The 24,535-nt window shown below is 71.5% G+C and carries 20 protein-coding genes; 12 read left to right on the top strand and 8 right to left on the bottom strand.

Going from position 1 to position 24,535, the window contains the following annotated elements; translation table 11 throughout:
- The first annotated feature begins 42 nt into the window (after positions 1–42).
- Both ACIRJT_RS06135 and ACIRJT_RS06140 read left to right on the top strand, forming a co-directional pair.
- Positions 43–1,401, top strand: a complete 1,359-nt coding sequence (locus ACIRJT_RS06135) for a GH1 family beta-glucosidase (protein WP_403905138.1) — start codon at positions 43–45, stop codon at positions 1,399–1,401.
- Positions 1,402–1,663: 262 nt separating this feature from the next.
- The gene (locus ACIRJT_RS06140) at positions 1,664–2,500 is read left to right on the top strand and encodes an alpha/beta fold hydrolase (protein ID WP_403905141.1); all 837 of its coding nucleotides are present in this window, start codon (positions 1,664–1,666) and stop codon (positions 2,498–2,500) included.
- A 530-nt stretch (positions 2,501–3,030) separates the two neighbouring features.
- On the opposite strand, the gene ACIRJT_RS06145 is transcribed toward ACIRJT_RS06140, so the two are convergent.
- The 4 genes from ACIRJT_RS06145 to ACIRJT_RS06160 form a co-directional block, all read right to left on the bottom strand.
- Positions 3,031–3,792: an isocitrate lyase/phosphoenolpyruvate mutase family protein gene (locus ACIRJT_RS06145; RefSeq protein WP_403905144.1), complete on the bottom strand. Its 762-nt coding sequence runs from the start codon at positions 3,790–3,792 to the stop codon at positions 3,031–3,033.
- A gap of 156 nt (positions 3,793–3,948) precedes the next feature.
- The gene (locus ACIRJT_RS06150) at positions 3,949–5,715 is read right to left on the bottom strand and encodes a discoidin domain-containing protein (protein WP_403905146.1); all 1,767 of its coding nucleotides are present in this window, start codon (positions 5,713–5,715) and stop codon (positions 3,949–3,951) included.
- Between the two features lie 188 nt (positions 5,716–5,903).
- A complete protein-coding gene (locus ACIRJT_RS06155) occupies positions 5,904–7,004 on the bottom strand; it encodes a DUF1996 domain-containing protein (protein WP_403905147.1) in 1,101 nt (366 codons plus the stop codon).
- Positions 7,005–7,410: 406 nt separating this feature from the next.
- Positions 7,411–8,556 (bottom strand): S1 family peptidase, encoded by a 1,146-nt coding sequence (locus ACIRJT_RS06160; protein ID WP_403905149.1) that lies wholly within the window; start codon positions 8,554–8,556, stop codon positions 7,411–7,413.
- A gap of 275 nt (positions 8,557–8,831) precedes the next feature.
- Between ACIRJT_RS06160 and ACIRJT_RS06165 the strand changes: the two genes are divergently transcribed.
- Positions 8,832–9,872, top strand: a complete 1,041-nt coding sequence (locus ACIRJT_RS06165; protein ID WP_403905152.1) for an SCO7460 family lipoprotein — start codon at positions 8,832–8,834, stop codon at positions 9,870–9,872.
- Between the two features lie 159 nt (positions 9,873–10,031).
- Positions 10,032–10,607 carry a GNAT family N-acetyltransferase gene (locus tag ACIRJT_RS06170; RefSeq protein WP_403905153.1) on the top strand — a complete coding sequence of 192 codons (576 nt, stop codon included), beginning with the start codon at positions 10,032–10,034 and terminating at the stop codon, positions 10,605–10,607.
- A 142-nt stretch (positions 10,608–10,749) separates the two neighbouring features.
- Here ACIRJT_RS06170 and sigJ read toward each other — a convergent pair whose 3' ends face one another.
- Positions 10,750–11,718, bottom strand: a complete 969-nt coding sequence (gene sigJ, locus ACIRJT_RS06175) for an RNA polymerase sigma factor SigJ (RefSeq protein WP_403905156.1) — start codon at positions 11,716–11,718, stop codon at positions 10,750–10,752.
- A gap of 96 nt (positions 11,719–11,814) precedes the next feature.
- On the opposite strand from sigJ, the gene ACIRJT_RS06180 reads away from it, so the two are divergent.
- Complete coding sequence (locus tag ACIRJT_RS06180; RefSeq protein ID WP_403905159.1) at positions 11,815–12,177, top strand: hypothetical protein; 363 nt, start codon at positions 11,815–11,817, stop codon at positions 12,175–12,177.
- A gap of 145 nt (positions 12,178–12,322) precedes the next feature.
- Positions 12,323–13,141, top strand: a complete 819-nt coding sequence (locus ACIRJT_RS06185; protein WP_403905161.1) for an ABC transporter ATP-binding protein — start codon at positions 12,323–12,325, stop codon at positions 13,139–13,141.
- 416 nt (positions 13,142–13,557) lie between these two features.
- Here ACIRJT_RS06185 and ACIRJT_RS06190 read toward each other — a convergent pair whose 3' ends face one another.
- Positions 13,558–15,063 (bottom strand): UDP-N-acetylmuramoyl-L-alanyl-D-glutamate--2,6-diaminopimelate ligase, encoded by a 1,506-nt coding sequence (locus ACIRJT_RS06190; RefSeq protein ID WP_403905164.1) that lies wholly within the window; start codon positions 15,061–15,063, stop codon positions 13,558–13,560.
- 1,097 nt (positions 15,064–16,160) lie between these two features.
- Between ACIRJT_RS06190 and ACIRJT_RS06195 the strand changes: the two genes are divergently transcribed.
- The 6 genes from ACIRJT_RS06195 (at position 16,161) to ACIRJT_RS06220 (ending at position 23,467) form a co-directional block, all read left to right on the top strand.
- On the top strand, positions 16,161–16,700 hold the full coding sequence (locus tag ACIRJT_RS06195; RefSeq protein WP_403905167.1) for a DUF5709 domain-containing protein: 540 nt from the start codon (positions 16,161–16,163) through the stop codon (positions 16,698–16,700).
- 239 nt (positions 16,701–16,939) lie between these two features.
- Positions 16,940–18,379 (top strand): NADP-dependent phosphogluconate dehydrogenase, encoded by a 1,440-nt coding sequence (gndA, locus tag ACIRJT_RS06200; protein ID WP_403905169.1) that lies wholly within the window; start codon positions 16,940–16,942, stop codon positions 18,377–18,379.
- Positions 18,380–18,832: 453 nt separating this feature from the next.
- Positions 18,833–19,906 (top strand): Dyp-type peroxidase, encoded by a 1,074-nt coding sequence (locus tag ACIRJT_RS06205; protein WP_403905172.1) that lies wholly within the window; start codon positions 18,833–18,835, stop codon positions 19,904–19,906.
- A complete protein-coding gene (locus tag ACIRJT_RS06210) occupies positions 19,906–20,703 on the top strand; it encodes a family 1 encapsulin nanocompartment shell protein (protein ID WP_403905174.1) in 798 nt (265 codons plus the stop codon). The genes ACIRJT_RS06205 and ACIRJT_RS06210 overlap by 1 nt, the downstream gene beginning before the upstream one ends.
- 91 nt (positions 20,704–20,794) lie before the next feature.
- The gene (locus ACIRJT_RS06215) at positions 20,795–22,201 is read left to right on the top strand and encodes a diaminopimelate decarboxylase (protein ID WP_403905177.1); all 1,407 of its coding nucleotides are present in this window, start codon (positions 20,795–20,797) and stop codon (positions 22,199–22,201) included.
- A gap of 495 nt (positions 22,202–22,696) precedes the next feature.
- Entirely contained in the window at positions 22,697–23,467 is a 771-nt protein-coding gene (locus tag ACIRJT_RS06220) for a PIG-L family deacetylase (protein ID WP_403905180.1), read from the top strand.
- A gap of 73 nt (positions 23,468–23,540) precedes the next feature.
- Here ACIRJT_RS06220 and ACIRJT_RS06225 read toward each other — a convergent pair whose 3' ends face one another.
- Both ACIRJT_RS06225 and panD read right to left on the bottom strand, forming a co-directional pair.
- Positions 23,541–23,894 (bottom strand): GNAT family N-acetyltransferase, encoded by a 354-nt coding sequence (locus tag ACIRJT_RS06225; RefSeq protein ID WP_403905182.1) that lies wholly within the window; start codon positions 23,892–23,894, stop codon positions 23,541–23,543.
- 61 nt (positions 23,895–23,955) lie between these two features.
- The gene (gene panD, locus ACIRJT_RS06230; protein WP_403905185.1) at positions 23,956–24,381 is read right to left on the bottom strand and encodes an aspartate 1-decarboxylase; all 426 of its coding nucleotides are present in this window, start codon (positions 24,379–24,381) and stop codon (positions 23,956–23,958) included.
- Positions 24,382–24,535: the final 154 nt, after the last annotated feature.

The raw sequence follows: 24,535 nt of genomic DNA on the forward strand, positions 1-24,535 counted from the left end.
ACCGGCGAACGCCGCCCCTCGTCCCCCGCAGAAAGGCAGCACGTGTCCGACCTCAACGCCCTCCCGGCCGATTTCACCTGGGGCGTCGCCACCGCCGCGTACCAGATCGAGGGAGCCGTGGCCGAGGACGGCCGCTCCCCCTCGATCTGGGACACGTTCTCGCACACCCCCGGCACGATCGACAACGGCGACACGGGCGACGTGGCCTGCGACCACTACCACCGGGTCCCCGAGGACATCGGCCTGGTCAAGCGGCTCGGCGCGGACGCGTACCGCTTCTCGGTCGCCTGGCCGCGCGTCGTGCCCGGCGGCGACGGGCCGGTCAACAAGGCGGGCCTGGACTTCTACGACCGGCTCGTGGACGGTCTGCTGGAGGCGGGCGTCACCCCGTTCGCCACCCTCTACCACTGGGACCTTCCGCAGGCGCTCCAGGACCGGGGCGGCTGGACCGTACGGGAGACCTCGGAGCACTTCGCGGCGTACGCCTCCCACGTGGTGGAGCGGCTCGGCGATCGGGTCAAGGACTGGGCCACGTTGAACGAGCCGCTGTGCTCGGCCTGGATCGGGCACCTGGAGGGCCGGATGGCGCCGGGTCTCAGCGACCTGACCGCCGCCGTACGGGCCTCCTACCACCTGCACCTGGGCCATGGCCTGGCCGTACGGGCGATCAGGGCGGCCTCCTCGGACGCCCGGATCGGCATCGTCAACAACCTCAGCCCCATCGAGCCGGCGAGCACGGGCGCGCCCGACCTCGCCGCGGCCCGCCGCGCCGACGGCCACATCAACCGCTGGTGGCTGGACCCGATCCTGGGCCGCGGCTACCCGCAGGACATGGTGGAGCTGTACGGGGTCGAACTCCCGGTCCGGCCGGGCGACCTGGAGACGATCGCCGCACCGCTCGACTGGCTGGGGTTGAACTACTACTTCCGGCAGATCGTCACCGCCGACCCCGACGGGCCCGCACCGCACGCGAAGCAGGTCTCCGTCCCCGGCGCGCGGCTCACGCACATGGACTGGGAGGTCCACGCGCAGGGGCTCGAGCAGCTGCTGCTGCGCCTGACCGGGGAGTACGGCGTCTCGCGGATCTACGTCACCGAGAACGGCTCGGCGTACGAGGACGTCGTCGCGGCGGACGGTTCGGTGCACGACCCGGAACGCGTCCGCTATCTGGAGGAGCACCTCGCCGCCTGCGCCCGCGCGGTCGCCAAGGGCGCACCGCTGGCCGGGTACTTCGCCTGGTCGCTGATGGACAACTTCGAGTGGGCGTACGGCTACGACAAGCGGTTCGGCCTGGTCCACGTGGACTACGCGACCCAACGCCGTACGGTCAAGAGCAGCGGCCGCCGGTACGCCGAGCTGGTCCGGGAGCACGCGGAACGAAGCACCCACCCGGCCGCCTGACCAGGCACCCTTCAGCCCTCTCCTCCCACCCTCTCCCTTCCGGCCGCCCTCCGGCCGCGGCGCATCGCTCGCCGCGGCCGGAGGTTTTCGCGTCTCGGCCAGTGACGCGACGGGACGGGCGGACCACCACGATGACGGAAACCACGGCTGCTCGGCGGACGGTTCGGAATTCGATCCTGCGGGACCGGTGATTTTTCCGCCGAGCCGCAGTCACTGTCCGCGTCAGTAGGACAACGCCTTTACGTGAAGCGGAGAAACAAGCATGCCAGCAACTCGCAAGCCGACGGCCACCGTGAAGTCGACGGTCGTGTCGAGCGACGGAACCCCCATCGCGTTCGAGCAGTCCGGCAGCGGACCCACGGTGATTCTGGTGTCCTCGGCGCTGGCAGACCGCTCCGACACCAAGAAGCTCGCCGGCCTCCTCGCCCCGCACTTCACCGTCGTCAACTACGACCGCCGCGGCCGGGGCGCCAGTGGCAACAACGCCGACTACACGGTGCGGCGCGAGATCGACGACATCGCGGCGCTGATCGAGCATGCGGGCGGTTCTGCCTCGCTGTTCGGCAGTTCGTCCGGTGCGGTGCTCGCCCTGCGCGCCGCCGCGGCCGGCCTGAACGTCAAGCGGCTCGCGCTCTACGAGCCGCCCTTCGCCGTCGCCCCCAGCGACTTCGGACCGCCGCGGGACTTCGCACGGCACATCGACGGTCTGATCGCCGAGGACCGGCGCGGCGAGGCGGTCAAGACCTTCATGACGAAGGCCCAGGGCATGCCCGCGTTCATGGTCGGATCGATGCGGTTGATGCCCGGAGTGTGGTCGAACCTCAAGGCAATGGCCCATACCCTGCCCTACGACATCGCGGTCATGGGCGACACCCAGCAGGGCAAACCCCTCGCCGCGGAAGTGTGGTCGCCCGCGGCCGCACCGACACTCGTCATCACCGGTTCCAAGAGCCCGGACGGCTTTCGGAGCGCCGCGCGAGCGGTCACGGAGGTGCTGCCCGACGCCGACCATCACACGCTCCAGGGCCTCAATCACGGCGCGGTGGTCATGGCGCCCAAGAAGCTCGCGCCGAAGCTCATCGAGTTCCTTCGAGGCTGAGCCTGTTCTTGACCTTCTCGCTTCGAACGGCGTCCCGGACTTGATCACCCGGGCGAGGGTTCACCGGATATGGAGGCGGCCTTCGTCCGATTCCGCGCTCCGGCCAAGGTACACATGCCCGCGGCGGAGGCCGTGAGGGTGGGTCTGCCGCCTGATGCTGTCCGGACGGAGGCATTCGCTACGAGCCCCGTCCCACGGCAGCACACGGACAGAGGCCGACTGGGCGGGCGAGAGCCGAAGCCGTCGCGCGGGTACCGGTCGGCGAAGTGCGCGTCACGCCACAGCCCTCCCCCGTGGTCTCTCACCCATATCGCCGTCGTACCAAGCCGGTTGCTCACTCACGCCATCTGCGCGGCAGGAGAGGGAACTTGCTCACCGGAGCGAGCACGGAGCGGCAACGGGCACCTCGACCACTGCGCCGGTTCTCGAACAGGGCCGAGCATGCCCGCTGATCATGCTGCCCTGTCGGGGTCCTCAAGATCCCCGACAGGGTCGAGCTCAGGAGGGTGTCCGGGCGAAGGGGGCGCCCGCTAAGGGGCCCACGGCCCGAGCATGCCCTTCATCGCGTCCGTCATCGCGAACTGCAGCAGGGGGCCGTAGGTGATCCGGCGGACGCCGAGGCGGCGGAAGCGCTCAAGATCGTGCTTGACCGGATGGGCCGTGGAGTTCACCGGCACGGAGACGGCGGCCGTCACCGCCGCGAGCAGTTCGTCGTTGTCCTGGATGCGCACCGGGTAGACACTGTCCGCGCCTGCCTGCTCCAGGGCCCGCAGCCGCTCGATCGCCTCGTCGAGAACGGCGGAGGCGTCCTCCGCGTACACGAACAGGTCGGTGCGGCCGTTGATCCAGACCGGGACTCCCGCCTCGTCGGCCGCCGCGCGCAGTCCGGCGACGTAGTTCGCGTGCTCCTGCGTGCTGCGCACGCGTCCGCCCTCGGAGTGGACGGTGTCCTCGATGTTGAGGCCGACACCGCCGACCTCGATGAGACCGGCGACGAGGTCCGCGGGCTTCTGCCCGTAGCCGGCCTCCAGGTCCACGGAGACGGGGACGTCGACCGCCGCGATGATCGGCCCGACGGCGGCGAGCACCTCCTCGAAGGTCTGCCCCTCCTGGTCCGCGGCCCCCCGGGAATCGGCGAGCGGATGGCTGCCGATCGTCAGGGCGGGGAACCCGGCGTCGGCCGCTGTCCGCGCCGACCAGACGTCCCAGACGGTCGGCAGCACGAGGGGCCGGTGATCGGCGTGCAGTTGCTTGAGTCGTTGAGCGCGCTCAACGGTGGTACGAAGGTCCATGCCGAGCAGGCTACCCGCCACATCGTGCCGGAGGGCGTCGCCCAGTGCGCGAGCAAGACGAGCCCGCGGCGGTCACGGATGTCCGTGGCCGCCGCGGGCTCCCTCCGCGCCGACAGCGGGGACGGGACGGCGCGGAGGGCTCGCCGGCCTGCCGGATCAGCTCCGGTAGACGCCGAACTCGTAGAGCGAGTAGCCCCACGGGGTGCCGCGCTCGGAGGTGCTCACGCGGACGTAGCGGGCGTTGCCCGCGACCTCGATGTCATCGATGCCGCCGTTGCCCGCCGCCTGGGTGTGGACGGTGGTCCAGTCCTGCCCGTTGTCCGAGGTCTGGACCGTGTACGCCTTGGCGTAGGCCGCCTCCCAGGCCAGCTGGACATGGTCGAAGGAGGTGGTCGCGCCCAGGTCGACCTGGATCCACTGCCGGTCGCCCCACTCGCTGGCCCAGCGGGTGTCGAAGGATCCGTCGACGGCGTTGGCCGCCGGGCAGGGGCAGCCGACGCCGTCCGGCTGGTAGGACGACGCCTCGGCGGGCTTCCCGGAGGACAGGTTCACCCCGTCGACCTTGGGCGGCACCACCTTGAAGGACTTCGTCTCGATGCCGACGTTGCCCTTGCCGTCGGTCGACTTGAGGTAGACCTTCCAGACGCCGAGCTTGTCCGGTGCGGTGACCTCGAACGTCCCGTCACCCCGGTCGGTGAAGGCCGTTTCCGTCAACTGGCCAGCTTCGTCGATGTACTTGGAGTTGACCAGCACCTGATGGGTGAGCGGGTCACCGTCCGGGTCGGAGACGGATGCCTTGAACGTGAACGGCTTGCCCGCCTGAACGGCGGAGGCGTTGTCGACGGTCATACCGCTGATGACCGGCGGGGTGTTGTCGCCGGAGGTGTCCGCGCCGTAGGCCTCCTTCACCGCGTAGTAGGAGAGCCGCTTCTGGCCCGCGGGGAGCAGATTGAACCAGACGCCGCCGAAGTCGTACTCGGTCCCGTAGTGGAACAGCGTGGCGCCGAGCGCCACCCCCTCGTGCCCGTCGACGCAGTCCCAGGCCCGCTGGTAGCCCTCGGCCTTCGCCACGTCGCCGGGCTCGTCCGGTACGCCGTTGGCGTCGTCCGGCACCTCCCACTCACCGGCGGGCCCGCCCTCGGTGACGATGTAGGGCTTGTCGTAGCCGCCGCTCTCCCAGGTGTCCTTGATGTCGCAGACGGCGTCGTAGGAGTTCACCGCGTACAGGTCGAGGTCGGGCGCGTTCTTCTTGTAGTACGGCCAGGCCCCGGTCCACGCGTCGGTCGAGGTGACCGGGTGGTTCGGGTCGACCGCGTGGATCTTCTTGGCGACCTCGTTGACGAACGTGGTGTAGGCGTCGCGCTGCTGCTCCAACTCGGCGCCGCTGTAGCAGTTCTGCAGACCGAGCACCGACTCGTTGCCGACGTTCCACATCAGGACGCCCTCGTGGTCCTTGTAGGTCTGGACCCACTTCGGGAACTCGGCGAGCATGTCGTTCTTGTACGCGGTGTCCGTCAGGTAGTTCACACAGCCGCCGCTGCCGGGACCGCCGCCCGGTTGCAGCCAGAACCCGGCGATCACCTTGATGCCGTTCGCCGCCGCGGTGTCCAGCAGGGGCGCCGTCGTGGCGTCGGTGCCCCACGTACGGATCGTGTTGACACCCATCGACTTCACGTCGGGCATGTACTGCCCGGCGTCCGCGACGGACGGCCCCCAGGTCAGGCCCTTCACGGTGTACGGGGCACCGTTCACGGTCAGCTGCCAGGTGCCCTGGGAGCCGGTCACCTTCACCACGCTGCCGGCGGCCTGAGCGGCGGGCACCGGAAGCGCGGCCGCCGCGGCGGCCAGGAGTGCGGCGACGGCGAGGCGTGCGGTGGTACGGCCCCGGGCGCGGGCCGGTCGTCGGAATCGCGACGTGATCATGGGGGGAGGGTCTCCTCACGGGAGTGCGGGCGGGGTGGGAAGCGTAGGAAGGGTGGGCCAGGAGGCCATTGATGACGGGACGGCCGGGGCAGAGCGGGCAAGCAGGTCGTGGAGAGCCGGGAGAGCACGGGGAGAGCGCTCTCCCTCATGGGTACGGTGCGCCCACGAGGGAGACGCGACAGGCAGGGTCAGGGCAGTTCGTAGTTCTCGTCCAGAACCGCGCCCTCACCCGGGTTGTTCTCGTCGTAGCCACGGGCGTTGCACTGGAGAGCACCGACGATGCAGTGGTCGACCAGGGCGTCGAGCGTGGCGTTGTCCCAGGCGTTGAAGAAGTCGTAGTGGAAGGAGTGGCCGGTGCCGCTGGCCAGTCTCACCTGCGACATGTCACCGTTGACCGGCCACGCCATCTTGAACTCGATCATCGGCAGGGCGACCGGGTGGCTCGTCGGGCAGACGTCCTGGTTGGCCCCCATCACGACCGGATAGGCCATGTGGGCCTTGTGGTCGGGGGTGTCCAGATGCTTGCCGTCCCAGCAACTGGGCGCCTGCATACGCAGGTTGAGCTGGGCGTCCCGGCTGGTCGGGCAGGCGGCCGGGAAGTCGTAGTTGTGGTAGCTCTCGCCACACTCGTACCCCTCGACCATGCCGGGGTGGTCACGGAACTCCTGGGCGGTCTGCGTGGGGCTGCCGACGACGAACCGCAGCCCTTTGGGGAAGGGGCGTACGGTGCGGTAGTCGGTGACTCCGGCCTTGTAGTAGATGGTCTGGGGGCCGACCGGGCGGATCTCCTCGTTCCCGTCGTAGAGGGTCGGCATCCAGTAGGCGGACAGGTCGCCGGGGGCGAGGCAGGCGGTTCCGCCGGCGCCCAGGGAGGCGGTGGTGCTGTTCGCGTCCGTGGTGTCGTTGCCCATGAACGTGTGGTCGTGCGAGGCGCCGGCCCGGCCCGGGTAGACGATCGGGTCGTCCGGGGCGGTGTGGTTGACCGAGCAGTTGGCCTGGAACTCGTGGAAGTAGCGGTGCGGCGGGATCTCGTCGGACGGCTCCACTCCCGTGACCGGCGGGTCCGCCGGTATGTAGCCGTCGCCGTCGGGGTCGTCCCCGAAGGCGACGGGCTTCGCCGGGGCCATCTTGTGGCCCTGCATGACGTGCGAGGCCGCCGCGGACTTGTCGGACGCAGGCGGGGCCGCCCCGGCGTTCGTGATCGCGGTGAGCCCGAGCGCGACCAGCGCCAGGGCGGTCGCCACGATCAGGGCGGACACCAGGGTCGTTCTGTTGAGTCTTGTCACCATAGGGACCTCCATGCCGCTCTTCATCCCTGCACATCGGGTGCACGGTGGGGGGAAAGGGTGAGCTGGACGGTGCAGCCGGGAAGAGACTCCGCCCGGCGGTCACGAGGCCGGCGGACCGCGGAACCCTTCGGGAGAGCGCTCTCCAAGGCGGTGTCAGTGTTGCGCCGGTGTCGAGAGGGTGTCAATAGCTTGTGAACGATGCGCTGGGCAGAGGCTGTTGGGCATCGGGAAAACGCTCTCCCGGGAGGCCCGCGCAAGGAAGCGGCCCCGCACGCAGGCGGGGCCGCTCACAGTGCCTTCGCCGAGCCGAGTGGATCCGGCCGACCCGGACCGCTCGCGGCCCGGCTCCCCCACCCATCGGCGGGAGCCGCACCGCCGGGGAGGACGGCGGGACGGCTCCCCCGGATCACGCGGTGTGCAGGGTCAGCCCGTAACGGTTGAGGATCTCGTTGACCGGCTGGTACCAGGTCTCCCCGCCGCCGGAGCAGTTGCCCCAGCCGCCGGAGGTGACGCCCTGGGCCTGGTCGCCGCTGATGAACGATCCGCCGGAGTCGCCTCCCTCGGCGCAGACGCTCGTCTTGGTCATCTGGTGCACAGCGCCCTGGCTGTAGTTGACGGTCTCGTTCTTGGCGAGGACGTTGCCGCAGTGCCAGTGGGTGGTGGAGCCGGAGCGGCAGATCGAGGCACCGATCGGCGCTTCGTTCGACCCGCGGACGAGCCGGTCGGAGACGGCGCCCCAGCCGATGACGACCGGCACGGTCCACCAGCCGTTGGCCACGTGCACCCAGGCATAGTCGTCGCCGGGGAAGGACGAGCCCTGGAAGTTACCGATGGCCGAGCCGTCCCAGCCGCGCACGGACTGGCCGGCACCGCCGCAGTGCCCGGCGGTGACGAAGCCGCCGTGGACGGAGAAGCCGATCGAGCAACGCACGTTGCCCGTGTAGTACGGGTCGCCTCCGACCGTTCCCGCGGCGAAGGTCTGCGGCGCCTCGGCGGTCGTCTCGACGGTCACAGGCCCGGCCTCGCGGGCTTCGGCGACGAAGGAGCGGACATCGTTGTCACGCTGCTCGGAGGCCACGACATTCACGACGACACTGCTGGTCACCGGGTCGACGTGCCAGCTGCTCACGCCGGACGGTGCGGGCAGGGCGTCGATGCGGGCCTTCGCCGCGTCGAGCCGCTCGGCCGAGTGCTCGACGAGCCGGGCGTCGGCACCGGCGGCCCGTACGGCCTCGGCCCTCCGGGCGTCCGTGACGGCGACGATCAGCTTGCCGGTCTTCGCGTCGAACCAGGACCCACCGAAGGCGGAGCCCGCGGCACGCCGCGCTTTCGGCTCCAGGGCGGTGGCCGCCTTCTCGTCGGCGAGCCTCGCGACCGCTTCGCCCTCGGTGAGGCCGAAGTCGCGCTGCATCGCGGTGAGCAGGGCCGCGGAGGCGGGGGCTTCCGCGGAGTCGGTGGGGGCGGCGGAGGCGGTAGACGGGCCGGCGGCGGCCCAGGCACCGAGGAGCAGGAGTGCGGACAGACCGGTCCGCAGCACGGTTGCGTGTCTCAAGGGAGTGGCCCTTCCTGTTGTTCCAGCGACGTGGGGGTGGAACGGGAGGCGTCCGGGAGCGCATGGTGATCGCGACTCTTGAGAGCGCTCTCAGATATACCGTCCCGGACTGTAGCGGAGTTCGATAGTCAGGTCCATGCCAACAGCGACGATGGGGCGGAAGAGGTGCGCGAGGACGCCGAACACCCGGGTTGAGTAGGCGTACTCATCCGGCCCGCAGGCACGCGTCCTACTGTCACAGGAACAGGGGACGGGGCCAGGTGGAGGAGCTCATCATGACCGGATCGCACCGCAGACGGTGGAGAGCCGCACTGACCGGCACGCTGGCGGGTTCGCTGGTCGTGCTGCTGGGGGCGTGCGGAGTGGTCGACACCGATGACGACCGCCGGGCGGCGGAGGAACTGGCCGAGGAGCACTTCCCGGGGCAGCTCAAGGCAATCGGAGCGCGCACGCTCTTCCCGGGCTCGGGCGGCTCGGAGGTCACGTTCGCGGTGGCCGACGACCGCGACGCCGTGGTCCGGCTCCGCATCGACACGGACCGGGCCGACGAGGGCAGGTGCGACCGCGAGGACTGCGCGGGCGTCCTGGCCGAAGCCGTGAAGCGCGGGCGGCAGCAGGCCGAGGACTTCCGTACGCTCAAGGGCGCCTTCGACGCCTGCGGTTACGAGGTCGTCGCCCTGGGCCCGACCGGCACCCCGCCCTACGTCGTGGCCGAGCTGACGAACGCCACCGTCGCGAAGGTTCTCGGCGAGATCGGGGAGTGCGTCCAACGCTGGGTCACGGCGAGCGGGGCCGACAGCACGTTGGCGAAGGCTCAGGGGGCGTACGTGAACGTGGTCTCCCCGTCCGTCGCCGACCGGCGTGCCCGGGGCAAGGATTCCTGGCCCACCGTGATGCGGCTGACCCGGCAGGACCTCCTGGCCTCGCTCACCGAGCAGGCCTACTTCTCGGCGAGTTACGAGATCGGGGCGGGCCGGGTCGACACGACGGGCAGCGCCCGGGTCGTCCGCCCGTTCGGGGAGCGCCAGAAGTTCGGTGACACGGTGCAGGAGGCGGTGAGGGAGCGACTGCGCGCCACCTACCCCCGGGTGGTCATGAGCACCTATCAATGGATCTGGCGGCTGGAGCCGGGCCGCGTCGACCGGCAGACCGGCTACGTACTGTTCTGCCCCGAGCCGGACGCGCGCGGGCGGTGCGTCAACAGCGATGACGCGGCGCTGGTGACCACGGACGAGCACGGCAGTCCGGTGGGGAAGATCCGGCTGGTGCACGACGTACGCGAGGGCACCGGGACGCTGCGTCTGCCGCCGTACTGAGGACGGGCGGACGGAGGCCCGGCTGTCCGTGCTCAGCCGCGGGCACCCGGGACCTCAGCCGTTCACGCCCGGCGTGCGCGGGACACCTCTGGACCTGGACCAGTTCGCTCCCGACGCTCCCCGCGGGCGTGGCCGGGTGTGTCATGGCATCGTGGCGCCATGACCATCGCAGTTCGCCCGGCTTCGGCATTCGAGGATGTGCGTACCCTGGTCGGCCCGAAGTCGCCCGATGCCAACGTCTGTTGGTGCCTGAGCTACCGGATTCCGTCCAAGCTCAACACCGAGCTCCGCGGTGCGGCACGTGGCGATTACGTCGCCGGGCTCTGCCGCGCGGAGCCTCCGCCGGGGGTACTCGCCTACGACGGCGACGAGCCGGTCGGCTGGGCCGCCGTGGCGCCGCGCTCGGACACCTCCTTCGCCCGCGGCCGAACGATCCCGCACGTCGACGACCTGCCGGTCCGGTCCCTGTGGTGCATCCGGGTTCGCCCCGGCCATCGCGGGAAGGGGATCTCGCGCGAGCTGATCTCCGGCGCGGTCGAGTTCGCCCGCGCCCACGGTGCGCCGGCGATCGAGGCGTACCCACTCGACAGCGGTGACGCCAAGGTCGACCTGACGATGGCGTACCCCGGGATCCGGAAGAACTTCGAACGCGCCGGGTTCACCCACGCCTCCGACACCACCTCGGTGCTGGCCCGTCACCCGCGCGTCCTGATGCGGCTCGACCTGCGCCGGTAGAACCGACATGCCCCCATGACTCCGCGGCTCTGTGGCTCCGCAGCTCCGTGGTTCCGCGTCTCCGCGTCTCCGTGGCTCTGTGCCTCCGTGGCCGGTGGACCCGACCGAGTTCGATCCAGAGCAGACGTCACCCCCAGGGGCATCACAGCGGTCGGCGGTCGAAAGCGGTCAGCGACCCCGAGACGCCCCGGACTTCCTCGTCGTCACGCCTGCGGGTCGCCCACGGCCGCAGCTTCTCCGGGTTGCGGACCACCCAGATCCGGCCGACGCGCCCGTCGGTCATGTCGAACGAGGCCACGGTCAGGACGACACCGTCCCGTAGCGCCACCAGGCCCGGCGCACCATTGACCGACCGCTCCCACAGCACCAGCCCCGGGGCCCGGTCGGCGATGGCGACCATGTACGAAGCGATGCGCGCGTCACCTTCGATCGGGTGCGGGGCGGCACCGACCAGGCCACCGCCGTCGGCGGTCATCACGGCGGTCGGGTCGAGGAGGTCGACGAGGGCCGCGATGTCCTTGTTCTCCCACGCCTCCTTGACCCGCCGCACCACCTCGGTCCGCGTGTCCGCCGTCACCGGAGCCCCGGCGTCGGGCACCCGCCGCCTGGCGGAGGACGCGAGTTGCTTGCAGGCGGCGGGCGTCCGGCCGAGGACGTCGGCGATCTCGGCGAAGGGGTAGCGGAAGACATCGTGCAGGACGAACGACACGCGCTCGGCGGGGGTCATCGTCTCCAGGACGACGAGGAAGGCCATGGTCACCGACTCGTCCAGAACCATCCGGTCGGCGGGGTCGGAGCCCTGGCCGTCGCCGCGTTCGACCGGGTCGGGCAGCGGATCGGGCAGCCACGCACCGACGTAGCGTTCGCGCCGGACCCGCGCCGAGCCGAGCACATCCAGGCAGATGCGGCCGGTCACCGTCGTCAGCCAGGCGCCGGGCGACACGATCTCGTCCCGCCGGCTCAGCGGCAGCGCGTACCAGCGCGCGAAGGCCTCCTGCACGGCGTCCTCGGACTCGGCGAGAGATCCGAGCAACCGGTAGGCCACGTTGATCAGTCGGCCGCGCTCACCAGCTGTCCCCCCGGCGTCCGCCCCCTCCCCCTGCGCCTCCATGCTCCCGACCTCCTGGCCTTACCTTTCGCCGGCCCGCGTCGTCGGGTTGGTGAGACCTTATCGATCGACTGCCCACGGGCGGAAAAGGGGCGTGGCATGGCCACTCCGGTGACGACACGGCGCGCGTTCCCGTTTCTGCGGATCGCGATCGCCCTGCAGACACTCACGATCTTCCTTCAGGCGGTCTCCTCCGGGCTGCTGATGACCTCGTCCTACGGGGAGACGCTGCACAGCGCCGGAGCGCGCGTGATGTACGGGGCGTCGATGCTGTACGTGCTCGCGGCGGTACTGGCCTGGAAGCCGGGCGGCGGCTCGCCCCGGCCCGTCCTGTACGCGTCCGGTTTCCTGGTCCTGGCCTCGCTCCAGGTCGCCGTCGGCATCGCCCACCTTCCGTCGGTCCATCTCCCCCTGGGAGTGCTGATGTTCGGGCTGAGCCTGCTCGCCCTGGCCCGGCGCTGAGGTCCGCCGCGAAGGGGCACGGGGAGCGGCGGCCAGGACCGGCCCGTGCCCGCGATGCAGTCACCCACGCCGATGAATGCCGCCTACAGCTACCCTCCGTGCGGTAGACCGGGTACTCACCGACGCGAAGGGGCCGCACGACAGCATGGACGGGAACACCGGCAACAGTCAGGGGCGTGTCGTCGCCGCCCTCGACGGCGTGAGCATGCGCCGCCACACCACCGACCAGGTCATCCTCGACAGCATCGGCTGGACCGTCCGGGCCGGCGAGCACTGGGCGCTGCTCGGCCCCAACGGAGCGGGCAAGACCAGCATCCTGCGGCTCGTCGGCGCCACCGTCTTCCCCACCTCCGGCACGGTCGACGTCCTCGGCCACCGGCTCGGCCGCGTCGACGTGCGGGAGTTGCGCGCCCGCATCGGCCACGTCTCCACCTCCCAGCGCGTCCCCGGGGACCTGACCTGCCGCGCCACCGTCCTCACCGGCCATTCCGGCACCGTCCAGCCGCTGTGGAAGTCGTACGACGACGAGGTGCGCGAGCGTGCCGACGGATTGCTCGCCGAGCTCCGGATCAAGGACCTCACCGACCGCCCGTACGGCGTCTGCTCGGGCGGCCAGCGCGCCCGGATCCTCATCGCCCGCGCCCTCATGGCGGATCCGGCGCTCTTGCTGCTCGACGAACCGTTCAACGCTCTCGATCTGCCCTCGCGCGAGGACCTCATCGACACCATGAGCCATCTCGCTCTGAAACGACCTGAGTTGTCGACAGTGACCGTCACCCACCACCTGGAGGAGCTCTCCCCGGCGATCAGTCACGCCCTGCTCCTACGTGAGGGGCGCGTGCTCGCGGCAGGGGCGGTCGAGGACGTCCTCACGGAAGAGCGCATGACCGCCTGCTTCGGTCGCCCCGTCGAGGTGTCACGGCACGCGGGCCGCTGGCTGGCCCGCTCGGGCGGCTTCGCGTAGGAGCGAGCCCGGCTTCGGCTCCGGCTCCGGCTCCGGGTGGACGAGAGTCCGGCGCGGACTTCGCCTAGCCGGGGGCCGCCCGCCGCCCGGACCGAGGCCTCACGCCGAGCTTCCTGTCGAGTTCAGCCTGTCGCAAGCAGAGGGGCACCGAACCTGCGGAAGCGGACCGCCCCGGCGACGGCGATATACCCACTACTCAGTACGGCGACGATGCCGCGGTCCCGAGCGGCGCGACGCCCCCGTACCCTCCCGGGTACGTCGTGAAGACGTCCATGGCTCCCGCCCCCGTGCGTGCCCCGTCCGGCGCTCCGCGCGGCCCGGCCAGCATGCCGGACCCCCCGGTGCCACCACCACTGGATCGATCTGGTCCTAGCGCCCCGCTCCCGCGCCCTCCTGCGCCTCTGCGCGCGTGCGCGTCAGCCCGTCTTTCCGCTATCCCTCATCCCCTGTCCGCCGATCAGTTCACGCACGGTGGCCATGTCGCTGAACGGCAGCAGCTCGCCCCGGATGCTCTGGTGCGGTTCGCTGCCCTTGCCCGCGATGAGCACGATGTCGGACGGCCCCGCCTCCGTCAGCGCCGCGGCGATGGCCAGGCGGCGGTCGGTGATCCGCTCGAACGGCGTTCCGGTCGACGCGATGCCGGGGGCGATCTCGTCGAGGATGGCCTCGGGGTCCTCGTAGCGGGGATTGTCCGAAGTGAGGACGCACAGGTCGGAGTGGTCGCCCGCGATGGCGCCCATCTCGGCGCGCTTGGTGGTGTCGCGGTCCCCGCCACAGCCGAAGACGGTGATGACCCGGCCCCGGGCGAAGCCCCGGATCGTGGTGAGCACCTTGCTGAGGGAGTCCGGCGAGTGTGCGTAGTCCACGATCACCGAGGTGCCGCCGGGAGTGTGGAGGCGTTCGAAGCGGCCGGGGATCTGAGGCATCCGCTCCAGCGCGTCGACCAGCCCGGCCAGATCGTGGCCGAGGAGGTGGCAGGCCGCCACCGTGGCCAGCGCGTTGGAGACCGAGAACCGGCCCGGCGAGGGGATCGCTGCCGGGTACTTGCGGCCGTCGTGGTGCAGCGTGAACCGGGTGCCCGAGGCGTCCACGGTGAGATCGCTCGCGCGGTAGTCCGCGTCGCCGTCCAGCGCGAACGTGGTCACGGCGTCGGGCATCAGCTTCCGGATCCCGGCGCCCACCGGGTCGTCGGCGTTGACCACGGCGCGGCGGCACAGCCCCTGGAAGAGGCGGAGTTTGGCGTCCCGGTAGTTCTCCATGGTGCCGTGGTCGTCGAGGTGGTCCTGGGTGAGGTTGGTGAAGACGCCCACGTCGATGAACGTACGGTCCAGACGGTGCGTCAGCAGCCCCATGGAGGTGGCCTCCAGGACGACGCTGCCGGTGGCGCGGTCGCGCATGTGCCCCAGCAGATACTGCATATCAGGTGATTCCGGGGTGGTGAGCACCGAGGGGGGCATCGGGATGGGCTCGTCCCCGATGCGGCTGCCCGCGGTGCCGATCACCCCGACCCGGGCCCCTTCGGCGATCCGCAGCACCGACTCGGTCATGTAGGAGACGGAGGTCTTGCCGTTGGTGCCGGTGATGGCGATCAGGTCCATCGCCCGGCCCGGTTCGCCGAAGTAGCGTGAGGCGAGGACCGCCGCGGCCCTGCGGACGTCGGGGACGCGTACGGCGCACACGTCGCCCAGCGCGGCGGGCAGCGGCGGCGCCTGTTCGTCGACGAGTACGGCTACCGCGCCGCGGGCGACCGCCGGGGCGACGGCTTCCGGGCCGCCGGCGGCGTGGCCGGGCACCGCGGCGAAGACGGAGCCGGGGGTGACCCGGTCCGCGTCGAACGTCGCTCCGGCGGTGACGTCCGTGCGGGCGGGGGTTCCCCGCAGCACGTGGTGGTCCTGCCCGGCCATGAGGTCGCTCAGCTTCACGATGATCCCTTCGAGTGCGGCGCCGGCCAAGTGGTGCGGCCGTCGCCGGGAAGCGGCACGGCGGGTGCGCCGTGGGCCGCGTGGTGCTGTGGAGCCGATCGTGACTCGCGCGTCCGGCGAGGGCCGGAGGCGACGGTGAGCTCCGGCGCTCAGCGGGCCGGAGTGGTGGGTGTGGCGATGGGGGGTGTAGTGCCGGAGGGGGGTGGTGCCGGAGAGGGTGTGGGGGTGTGGGTGAGGAGGCGGCGGGCCGGGGCGGTTACGCCGGGGCCGGGAACGCTGGATACCGCTGCCGGGAACCGTCGCGTGGACCGCTAGCCGTGGCCGTGCAGTGCGGTACGGCCCGTTCCGGGCGCCGCGTCCGCGGGCGCCGGGGGCGCAGCCGCGCGGGAGGCGGCCGGAGGCAGCGCGGAGGCCGCCCGGTGCGGGCATCTCCTCGGTTCGGCGCTGCGTCCCATGGGCCGAGTGTACGTGCGGTGGGAAGGGCCCGGTCCGCCGCAGGGCCGCCCCGACCGGGGCGAACGCCCGGAACGGACTCCCGGGCAGGGACCGGCCTCCTCGTCAGGGGGTGCGGGGCGTCAGTCCGGGGGCGCGGGCGTCAGGCGATGCGGGCGTCAGGCGATGCTGTCGACCAGCCGGCTGGTGCTGACGATCGTCCGCACGGTCGGTTCCGGAACCCGGTGATCCCGGCGGGCGGCACCACGGCGGTGGCCACGACGACGGCGACGACCGCGCTCCAGCGGCTCCCGCCGGCCTGGAACTGCGCGGGGCACGGGGACTGCACGGGGCGCGGGGACTGCACGGAGGGAACGGTCTGCGCGCTCCGGGCCGCCGGACGGTCGCTGTACGTCCTCCATGGGACGTCACCCTGTGCGGGGCCGTCGGACGATGCGAACGCCCCGCGCCCAGGCTCTCCGGCCAGGACACGCCCGGCTCTCCGGATGCGCGGCGAACGAGGCCGCGACCTGCGTACGGACCGGTCCGCGATGCCCGCCCCGCGCACCGAAATCCGATCTTCCCTTTGCGGCCGGAGCGGGACCGGAGTGGAATTGCGTACAGGGGACAGTGGCAATCGGTACTCCCTGAGGAAAGGACGCGCCATGAGCGACACCGACTGGGGAGACGACGTCTACCAGCCCCAGGAACCCGAGGCTTCCGACCCCGGCGAACAGCTCGACGCCGGAGACACGCTCATGGATCCGTCCGGCACCGGGGACCCGCTGGACGAGGGCTACGCACCGCCGGACCGCCCCTGGGTGGTCGACGGCCTCGGCACCACGGCCAACGAGCGGCACACCGGTGAGACCCTCGAAGCCCGGCTGACCAGGGAAGTGCCCGAGCCGGGCGGTTCCGCCGGCGACGGCGTGGGCGATCTCGCAGGCGGCGACGGCGAGCCCTGGGACGACGAGGTCGGGGTCGCCCGCGCCGGACGGCTGACCCAGCAGGCGGACGGAAGCGCCCCGGCCACCCTCACCGCCAGCGACGTGGGCATCGACGGGGCGGCGGCGTCGGCCGAGGAGGCCGCGATGCACGTGATTCCCGAGCCCGGGGACGACGAAGCACTCCTGGAGGCCGGTCCGGCCCCCGGAACCGGCCCGGCCACCGGGGCCGGGGGCACGGCCGCCTCGTCCTCGCCCTGAGCAGGCCGTCGGCGAGGCCGTCCGCGAGCGCCCGCGCGTGGACCCGGCCGTCCCCCGGCCTGTACTCCCCCGACCGAAGCGCACCACACGCCCGGCCGAACCTCACCACGCACCGCCGAACGCACCACGCGCCTCCTCGCGCACCGAGCGCACCCCGCCGCGCACCCCTGTAGCCCAGCAGCCCCGCATCGACCGCACATCGACCGCACCCACATATTCGGATCTCCAGGAGCACACAAATGAGCGGCACTGCTCAGATCGGCGTCACCGGACTCGCCGTCATGGGACGCAACCTGGCCCGGAACTTCGCCCGCAACGGATACACCGTCGCTCTGCACAACCGCACGACCGCACGCATCCATGAACTCGTCGAACAGTTCGGCGATGAGGGGGATTTCATCGCCGCCGAACGTGCCGAGGAGTTCGTGGCGGCCTTGGAAAGGCCACGACGCCTGGTCATCATGGTGAAGGCCGGAGAGGCCACGGACGCGGTGATCGCGGAGTTCGCGCCTCTCCTGGAAACCGGCGACGTCATCATCGACGGAGGCAACGCGCACTTCGAGGACACGCGCCGCCGGGAGCGCGAACTGCGCGAGCAGGGCATTCACTTCGTCGGCACCGGCATCTCCGGCGGCGAGGAAGGCGCGCTCGACGGACCGAGCATCATGCCGGGCGGCAGCGAGGAGTCCTACGACTCACTCGGGCCGATGCTGGAGAAGATCTCCGCGAAGGCCAAGGACGGTGCTCCGTGCGTCACGCACATCGGGCCGGACGGCGCAGGGCACTTCGTGAAAATGACGCACAACGGCATCGAGTACGCGGACATGCAGCTGATCGGCGAGGCGTACCAACTGCTCCGCGACGTGGCCGGGTACTCCCCCGCGCAGATCGCGGACATCTTCCGTACCTGGAACACCGGGCGCCTGGAGTCCTACCTCATCGAGATCACCGCCGAAGTGCTCTCACATGTCGACGCGGCGACCGGCAAACCCTTCGTGGACGTCGTGCTCGACCAGGCGGAACAGAAGGGCACCGGCCGCTGGACCGTGCAGATCGCCCTCGATCTGGGTGTTCCCGTCTCCGGGATCGCCGAAGCCGTCTTCGCCCGCTCCGTCTCCGGCCACGCCGACCTCCGCGACGCCTCGCGCCACCTGGCCGGACCGACCATCCGCACCCTCGGCGAGGACGAGGCGGCGGCTTTCGCCGACCAGGTCGAGCAGGCGCTGTACGCCTCGAAGATCGTCGCCTACACCCAGGGCTTCCACGAGATCGCGGCCGGCAGCGAGCAGTACGGCTGGAGCATCGACCTCGGCGAGGTCGCCTCGATCTGGCGCGGCGGATGCATCATCCGGGCCGCTTTTCTCGACAGGATCACCGGCGCCTACGAAGCCCGGCCCCGGATGCCGAGCCTCCTCGCCGACGAGAGTTTCGCGGAGGAGATCGCCGCCGCACAGGGCGACTGGCGCACCGTGATCGCCACCGCCGTCACCCAGGGCGTCCCCACCCCGGCCTTCGCCGCCGCCCTCGCCTACTACGACTCGCTGCGTGCCGAACGCCTCCCCGCCGCTCTCACCCAGGGCCAGCGCGACTACTTCGGCGCACACACCTACCACCGCACCGACCGCGACGGCACGTTCCACACCCGCTGGGGCGGCGACAGGACCGAAGTCGACGCCTGAGGACCGGGTCGGCAAGGTACGTCCGCACCATCGTCCGCGACACCTTCCCCGGCGTCGACGTCGACGCCGACGCGGACACGGACGCCCAGCCGGCCACGGTACGGGCCCTCGTCCGCGGTCCCGCGTTCCTGCACCCCGACGGCAAACTGACAGCTCCACCCCGAGGCCGTCGCCGCCCAGGTCGACTCCGCCGTCCACCCGCTGTTCAGCCACTCCCCCACGATGTCCCGGACGGCTGCCGCGCGATCAGCCGGCATCCGCGCGCTCCCCCGGCCGGGCGCTCCCGGCGTGCGGACGTAGACAAAACGTGGGTTAGTGGCTGCGAGTCCTGTTCATCGCGGCCCGCCGACCGACCGCAGACCATCCGCCGACCGTCCGCCAGCGTTGATTCACCGCCGTGCGTACACCGTCTGATTCGCCGCCGTCCGTACACCGTCCCAGTGGAGTGCGCGCATGCCCGACGCCGTGCCTGATCCCGTCTCCGTACAGCCCGTCGTGGCGCCGCTGACCAGCGCGGCGCTGTTTCTGGTCGGCACGATCGAGCCGGGCGGCGAGGGCGCGGTGCGCGACGTGCTGCCGGATATCGCGGCTGTCGCCCGGTCGCTCGGCTTCCGCTACCCGGACTCCGGTCTCGCCTGTGTCGCGGGCTTCGGCTCCACCGCCTGGGACCGGCTGTTCGCCGGGCCGCGCCCGGCTCACCTCCACCCGTTCCCGGAACTGCGAGGACCGATTCACCACGCCCCGGCGACCCCCGGCGACGTGCTGCTGCACATCCGGGCCGAGCGGATGGACGTCTGCTACGCGTGGGCGGCCCAGCTGCTCGACAAGCTCGGCGGAGCCCTGCGGATCGTGGACGAGACGCACGGCTTCCGCTACCTGGACCACCGGGACCTGCTCGGCTTCGTGGACGGTACGGAGAACCCGGTGGGCGACGACGCCCGTGCGGCGGCGCTCGTCGGGGCGGAGGGCGACCCGGAGTTCGAGGGCGGCAGCTACGTCGTCGTACAGAAGTACCTGCACGACCTGACGTCCTGGAACGCGCTCTCCGTGGAGGAGCAGGAACGCGTCATCGGCCGCACCAAGCTGGACGACGTGGAGTTCCCCGACGACGAGAAGCCCGCCGACTCCCACCTCACGCTCAACACGATCACCGACCCGGACGGCACCGATCGGGACATCCTGCGGGCGAACATGCCGTTCGGGAGCTTCGGGAAGGGCGAGTTCGGTACGTACTTCATCGGGTACGCCGCCGATCCCGACGTGACCGAGCGGATGCTCCGCAACATGTTCCTCGGCGATCCGCCCGGGACGCACGACCGCATCCTCGACTTCTCCACGGCGGTCACCGGCTCCCTCTTCTTCGCCCCCCGCGCCGACTTCCTCGACGCTCCGCCGCCCCCGCCCGTCCTGGCCCGCTCCGGGGACCGGCCGGAACCCGTGCCCGCACCGGTCCGGCAGGAGCCCCTCGCGGCCGGGGCGGACCACGGTTCGCTGCGCATCGGCAGCCTGCAAGAAAGCGCCCAGTGATGAACAATCTGCACCGCGAACTCGCGCCGGTCACCCCGTCCGCCTGGGACGAGATCGAGGAGGAGGCCCGGCGCACCTTCCGCCGTCATGTCGCCGGCCGCCGTGTCGTCGACGTGTCCGATCCGGGAGGTCCCACTCTCGCCGCTGTCGGCGACGGCCATCTGACCGACATCGATCCGCCCACCCCGGACGTGGCGGCCCGGGCCCGTACATCGACGCCGGTCATCGAGTGGCGGGTGCCGTTCACGGTGACCCGCCAGGCCGTGGACGACGTGGAGCGCGGCTCCGCCGACAGCGACTGGCAGCCCGTCAAGGATGCCGCACGCACCTGCGCGTTCGCCGAGGACATGGCGGTCATCGACGGGTACGGGGCAGCCGGGATCACCGGCCTGCGGGACGGTTCCTCGCACGATCCCCTCCCGCTGCCCGCCGACGCGCGGGACTATCCGGTGGCGGTCAGCCAGGCCGTGACGCGGCTGCGGCTGGCCGGTGTCGACGGTCCGTACCGGCTGCTGCTCGGCGCGGACGCGTTCACCGAGGCCGCCGAGACCTCCGACCACGGCTATCCGGTCAAGACGCACCTGAGCCGGCTGGTGGACGACGAGATCCTGTGGGCACCCGCGGTCAAGGGTGGCGTGCTCCTGTCGACCCGGGGCGGGGACTTCGAGCTCTGCCTGGGCCAGGACCTGTCGATCGGCTACGCGGACCACGACGCCACGAGCGTCCACCTCTACTTCCAGCAGGCCTTCACCTTCCGGATGCTGACACCGGAGGCCGTGGTCGGCCTGATCGCCTGATCCCCGGGGGCGCTCACCGGCGCGTGGCCGGGCGACCGAGCGCCCCCGTTCCGCCGAAGACCCGGGGGCAGCCATCAGGGACTCTGGCCGTATGACGCAGACGACTTCCGCTTCCGGGCACCACGAGGACGGCACGGCACCGCCGCCCGCCCGCTTCGACGCCGTTGTCCGGGCGGCCGTGGGACAGGGACTGCTGGGCGAGAGCAGCCCGGTCGCCGGATTCATCGACACGGAGGGCGTGCGCGCCTCCGTCGAGGCCCTGCACGACGCCTTCGCCGCCACGCCCGGGGTACTGCACACCTTCGCGGCCAAGGCCTGCTCCCTCGTCCCGGTGCTGAGACTGCTCGCCGAATGCGGGATGGGGTGCGAGGTGGCGAGCCCCGGTGAACTGCGGCTGGCCGTGGAGGCCGGTTTCGCCGCGGCCCGGGTCGTGCTGGACTCCCCCGCCAAGACCCGCGAGGAGATCCGGCTGGCGCTCGCGCTCGGCGTCGCCGTCAACGCCGACAGCCTCGACGAACTGCGCCGCATCGACGCCCTCCGCGACCCGGGCACCGCCTCGGTCCTCGGGCTGCGGGTCAACCCCCAGGTGGGCGGTGGCTCGATCGGGCCGATGAGCACGGCGACGGACACCTCGAAATTCGGAGTCGCGCTGCGCGACCCGGGGGCCCGCGAGGCGATCGTCGCGGCCTTCCGGGAGCGACCGTGGCTGACCCGGCTGCACGCTCATGTGGGCTCCCAGGGCTGCCCGTTGGAGCTGATCGCGAACGGGGTGGCGCGGACGTACGAGCTGGCCGAGGAGATCAACGCGACGCTGGGCGTCCGACAGGTCACCAGCCTGGACATCGGCGGCGGCCTTCCGGTCAACTTCGCAGACGAGACCGTACGCCCCAGCTACGCGGACTACGTGGCGGCGCTGGCGGCGGCCGCCCCCGGCCTCTTCTCCGGCCGCTACTCCCTGGTCACGGAGTTCGGCCGGTCGCTGCTGGCGAAGAACGGGTTCATCGGGGCCCGGGTGGAGTACACGAAGGAGGCAGGGGGCCGCCGGATCGCGCTCACCCACGCGGGAGCGCAGACCGCCACCCGTACCGTCCTCATGCCCGACGCCTGGCCCTTGCGGATCGGAGCGTTCGGCCCGGACGGCACTCCCAAGAGCGGGCCGTCGCTGGCACAGGACATCGCGGGACCGTGCTGCTTCGCGGGGGACGTGGTGGCGTACGGCAGGGAGCTGCCGGAGCTGGCCGAGGACGATGTGGTCGTGCTGTACGACACGGGGGCGTACTACTTCTCCACTCCGTGGGCGTACAACAGCCTGCCCCGTCCCGCGGTATACGGATTCCGGGCTGCGGCGGGGCAGGAGCACGACGATTCACGGCACGACCGTTCGCGGCACGACGAACCGGTGGCGTTCGTGACGGTGCGGGACGCTCAGTCGCTGGACGACATCGCGGCGGAGAGCGGCCTCGCGCACGCGGACGCGCTGATCGGGCGGGACGACTGAACAGGCGGGCCGGGCCCCGGCACCGGTCGGAACCGGTCCCGGACCCGGCCCCCGGTCACGTCCCGGCGGGCTGCGGCTCGGGCTCCGGATCCGGTACGGGGTCCGGGCCCGGCGCGGGCGGCTGCGGGATCGGGTCCGGCGCGGGCCCGGGCGGCACCGGCCCGGGACCCGGCGGCACGGGTGGCGGGCCGGGCACCGGAGTGGGCGGGCCCGGTACGGGCGGAGGCGTCGGCGAGGGCGGTACGGGGTCGGGGTACGGGTGGGTCATCGCGATCCTCCAGAACGGCACGAAATGGATAGATGAAGCTTTCCTCCACCGTCTCCCGGAGCGGCTGCCCGCGCCTGCCGAGTCCACACATGCGCCGTGCGGCAGCGCGGCGCGGGCCGACGTACGCCGAGCCGTCCCGAGTGGGTAGGACTCCGGCAAGCCGCCCGGACATCGCCGGAGTCCGGCCGGATCCACGACCGGCGCCGTCGACGCGAGAGGTGTCCCTCATGCCCCTGCCGAGCGTTCTCGCCATCCACGCCCATCCGGACGACGAGTCGCTGTTCTGCGGGGGCGTCCTCGCCCAGCACGCGGCCACCGGCGCCCGGACCGCGGTGGTCACGGCGACCTGGGCGGAGGGCACACACCGGGCCGCCGAACTCGCCGAGGCCCTCGACGCCCTGGGTGCGGGCGCCCCACGGCTCCTCGGCTACGCGGACGCCCGCGTGCCGGAGTCGGCACCTGGCCGGCCACGGTTCCTCGACGCCCCGCTGGACGAGGCCGTGGAGGCCGTCGTCGGCCATATCCGTGACGTCCGGCCGGAGGTCGTGATCACGACGGACGCCTACGGAGGCATGACCGGCCACCCCGACCACGTACACGCCCACCGGATCACCGCACTGGCGGTCCGGGCGGCCGGCCTCCCCCGCTACTGTCCTGAATCCGGTGATCCCTGGCAGCCGAGCGCTCTTCACCTCGCCACACATCCCCGCTCGGCGGCCGTCCCGGTGGGCGGGCGGCTGGCCCGGCCGGGAACGCCGACCGACGCGCTGTACTGCTCGGAGGACGCGTGGATCACCACGACCGTCGACGTCGGTCCCTGGCTTCCGCAGAAGTTGGCCGCGATCCTCGCGCACCGCAGCGAGGTGGAACGAGGAGCGGCGCCCGGCCGGATCGCCGCTCTACCGCCGGCGGTTCAGCGCGAGGTGCTGGGCACCGAGTGGTACATCCGCCACGACCTCGCACCCAGGAGCGGGCCAGCCACGGAGCTGAGCGCGTGACGGGAAGGGCGGCGGACGGCAGACGGTATAGCGCCCCGAGCGCCGCCGGCCGCATCCACACCGGTCTTGGAGCTCAGAACAGCTCGGGGTGGCTCCTGAGCTGCCGCTCGGCCTCCTCGACGAGCTCGGCCGACGCTTCGGGCGCCTCCTCGGGGTGACGCTGCGCCCACGTCGCCGCGTACGGGCACAGCGGAACGACGGGGACTCCCTCGCGGGCGGCCATCGCGTAGAACTCCCGGACGAGCGCCCCCGCGATGCCCTTGCCCTCGTGCTCGGGCCGGACGACGGTATGCACGGCCACCAGCGCGCCGGGAGCCGGGGCCATGACGAAGTACGCGATGGTCCCGGTCGGCTTGCCCTCCTCGTACGCAACGAGACTGCCGTGCTCCCGATCGTCCCTGATCTCTACCGCTGCCTTCTCGGCCATGACTCCTGCTTTCTCGTTCGTGGACATGGACGGCGCTCGCCCGGGAACACGGACGGCGACGTCAGCCGCCCGCGACGACAGCCTGCGGGCTCCGCTCCGTACGAGTCCCGGGAACCGGCGCCGAGGCGTCGGCGCCGAGAGCCACGATCCGGTTGTCCGCGTCCACGTGCACGACCTTCGGCACGAGGGCACGGGCCTCCGCGTCGTCGACCTGTGCGTAGCTGATCAGGATGACCAGATCACCGGGGTGCACGAGGTGCGCGGCCGCGCCGTTGATCCCGATGACACCGGAGCCGCGCTCTCCTTCGATGACGTACGTCTCCAGGCGGGCGCCGTTGTCGATGTCAACGATATGGACCAGTTCGCCGGGCAGCAGGTCGGCGGCCTCCATCAGGGCGGCGTCGATCGTCACGGAACCGACGTAGTGCAGGTCGGCCTGGGTGACGGTGGCCCGGTGGATCTTGGACTTGAACATGGTGCGCAGCACCTGGGACTCCTCTAAGACGGCTCCCTGCCAGCTTTGTGCAGGTCAAGGGCGGTCTCACTCTACACGGACACGTGTAGAGTCGATGATTGTGCGGAACATCGCTTCGCGCTGACGAGAAGGCTCCCCACCAGCGCTTCCGTATCAACCAGGCGCC

The sequence above is a fragment of the Streptomyces sp. NPDC102283 genome (assembly GCF_044766265.1).
GTDB lineage: Bacteria > Actinomycetota > Actinomycetes > Streptomycetales > Streptomycetaceae > Streptomyces.

What these genes read in the sequence shown, in the direction of transcription:
- ACIRJT_RS06185 (WP_403905161.1), top strand. Translation starts at nt 12,323, where the DNA reads ATGGACGGGAACACCGGCAACAGTCAGGGGCGTGTCGTCGCCGCCCTC.
- ACIRJT_RS06215 (WP_403905177.1), top strand. Translation starts at nt 20,795, where the DNA reads ATGACGCAGACGACTTCCGCTTCCGGGCACCACGAGGACGGCACGGCA.
- ACIRJT_RS06220 (WP_403905180.1), top strand. Translation starts at nt 22,697, where the DNA reads ATGCCCCTGCCGAGCGTTCTCGCCATCCACGCCCATCCGGACGACGAG.
- ACIRJT_RS06195 (WP_403905167.1), top strand. Translation starts at nt 16,161, where the DNA reads ATGAGCGACACCGACTGGGGAGACGACGTCTACCAGCCCCAGGAACCC.
- ACIRJT_RS06225 (WP_403905182.1), bottom strand. Translation starts at nt 23,894, where the DNA reads ATGGCCGAGAAGGCAGCGGTAGAGATCAGGGACGATCGGGAGCACGGC.
- ACIRJT_RS06145 (WP_403905144.1), bottom strand. Translation starts at nt 3,792, where the DNA reads ATGGACCTTCGTACCACCGTTGAGCGCGCTCAACGACTCAAGCAACTG.
- ACIRJT_RS06210 (WP_403905174.1), top strand. Translation starts at nt 19,906, where the DNA reads ATGAACAATCTGCACCGCGAACTCGCGCCGGTCACCCCGTCCGCCTGG.
- gndA (WP_403905169.1), top strand. Translation starts at nt 16,940, where the DNA reads ATGAGCGGCACTGCTCAGATCGGCGTCACCGGACTCGCCGTCATGGGA.
- ACIRJT_RS06155 (WP_403905147.1), bottom strand. Translation starts at nt 7,004, where the DNA reads ATGGTGACAAGACTCAACAGAACGACCCTGGTGTCCGCCCTGATCGTG.
- ACIRJT_RS06170 (WP_403905153.1), top strand. Translation starts at nt 10,032, where the DNA reads ATGACCATCGCAGTTCGCCCGGCTTCGGCATTCGAGGATGTGCGTACC.
- ACIRJT_RS06140 (WP_403905141.1), top strand. Translation starts at nt 1,664, where the DNA reads ATGCCAGCAACTCGCAAGCCGACGGCCACCGTGAAGTCGACGGTCGTG.
- ACIRJT_RS06205 (WP_403905172.1), top strand. Translation starts at nt 18,833, where the DNA reads ATGCCCGACGCCGTGCCTGATCCCGTCTCCGTACAGCCCGTCGTGGCG.
- ACIRJT_RS06180 (WP_403905159.1), top strand. Translation starts at nt 11,815, where the DNA reads ATGGCCACTCCGGTGACGACACGGCGCGCGTTCCCGTTTCTGCGGATC.
- sigJ (WP_403905156.1), bottom strand. Translation starts at nt 11,718, where the DNA reads ATGGAGGCGCAGGGGGAGGGGGCGGACGCCGGGGGGACAGCTGGTGAG.
- ACIRJT_RS06150 (WP_403905146.1), bottom strand. Translation starts at nt 5,715, where the DNA reads ATGATCACGTCGCGATTCCGACGACCGGCCCGCGCCCGGGGCCGTACC.
- ACIRJT_RS06165 (WP_403905152.1), top strand. Translation starts at nt 8,832, where the DNA reads ATGACCGGATCGCACCGCAGACGGTGGAGAGCCGCACTGACCGGCACG.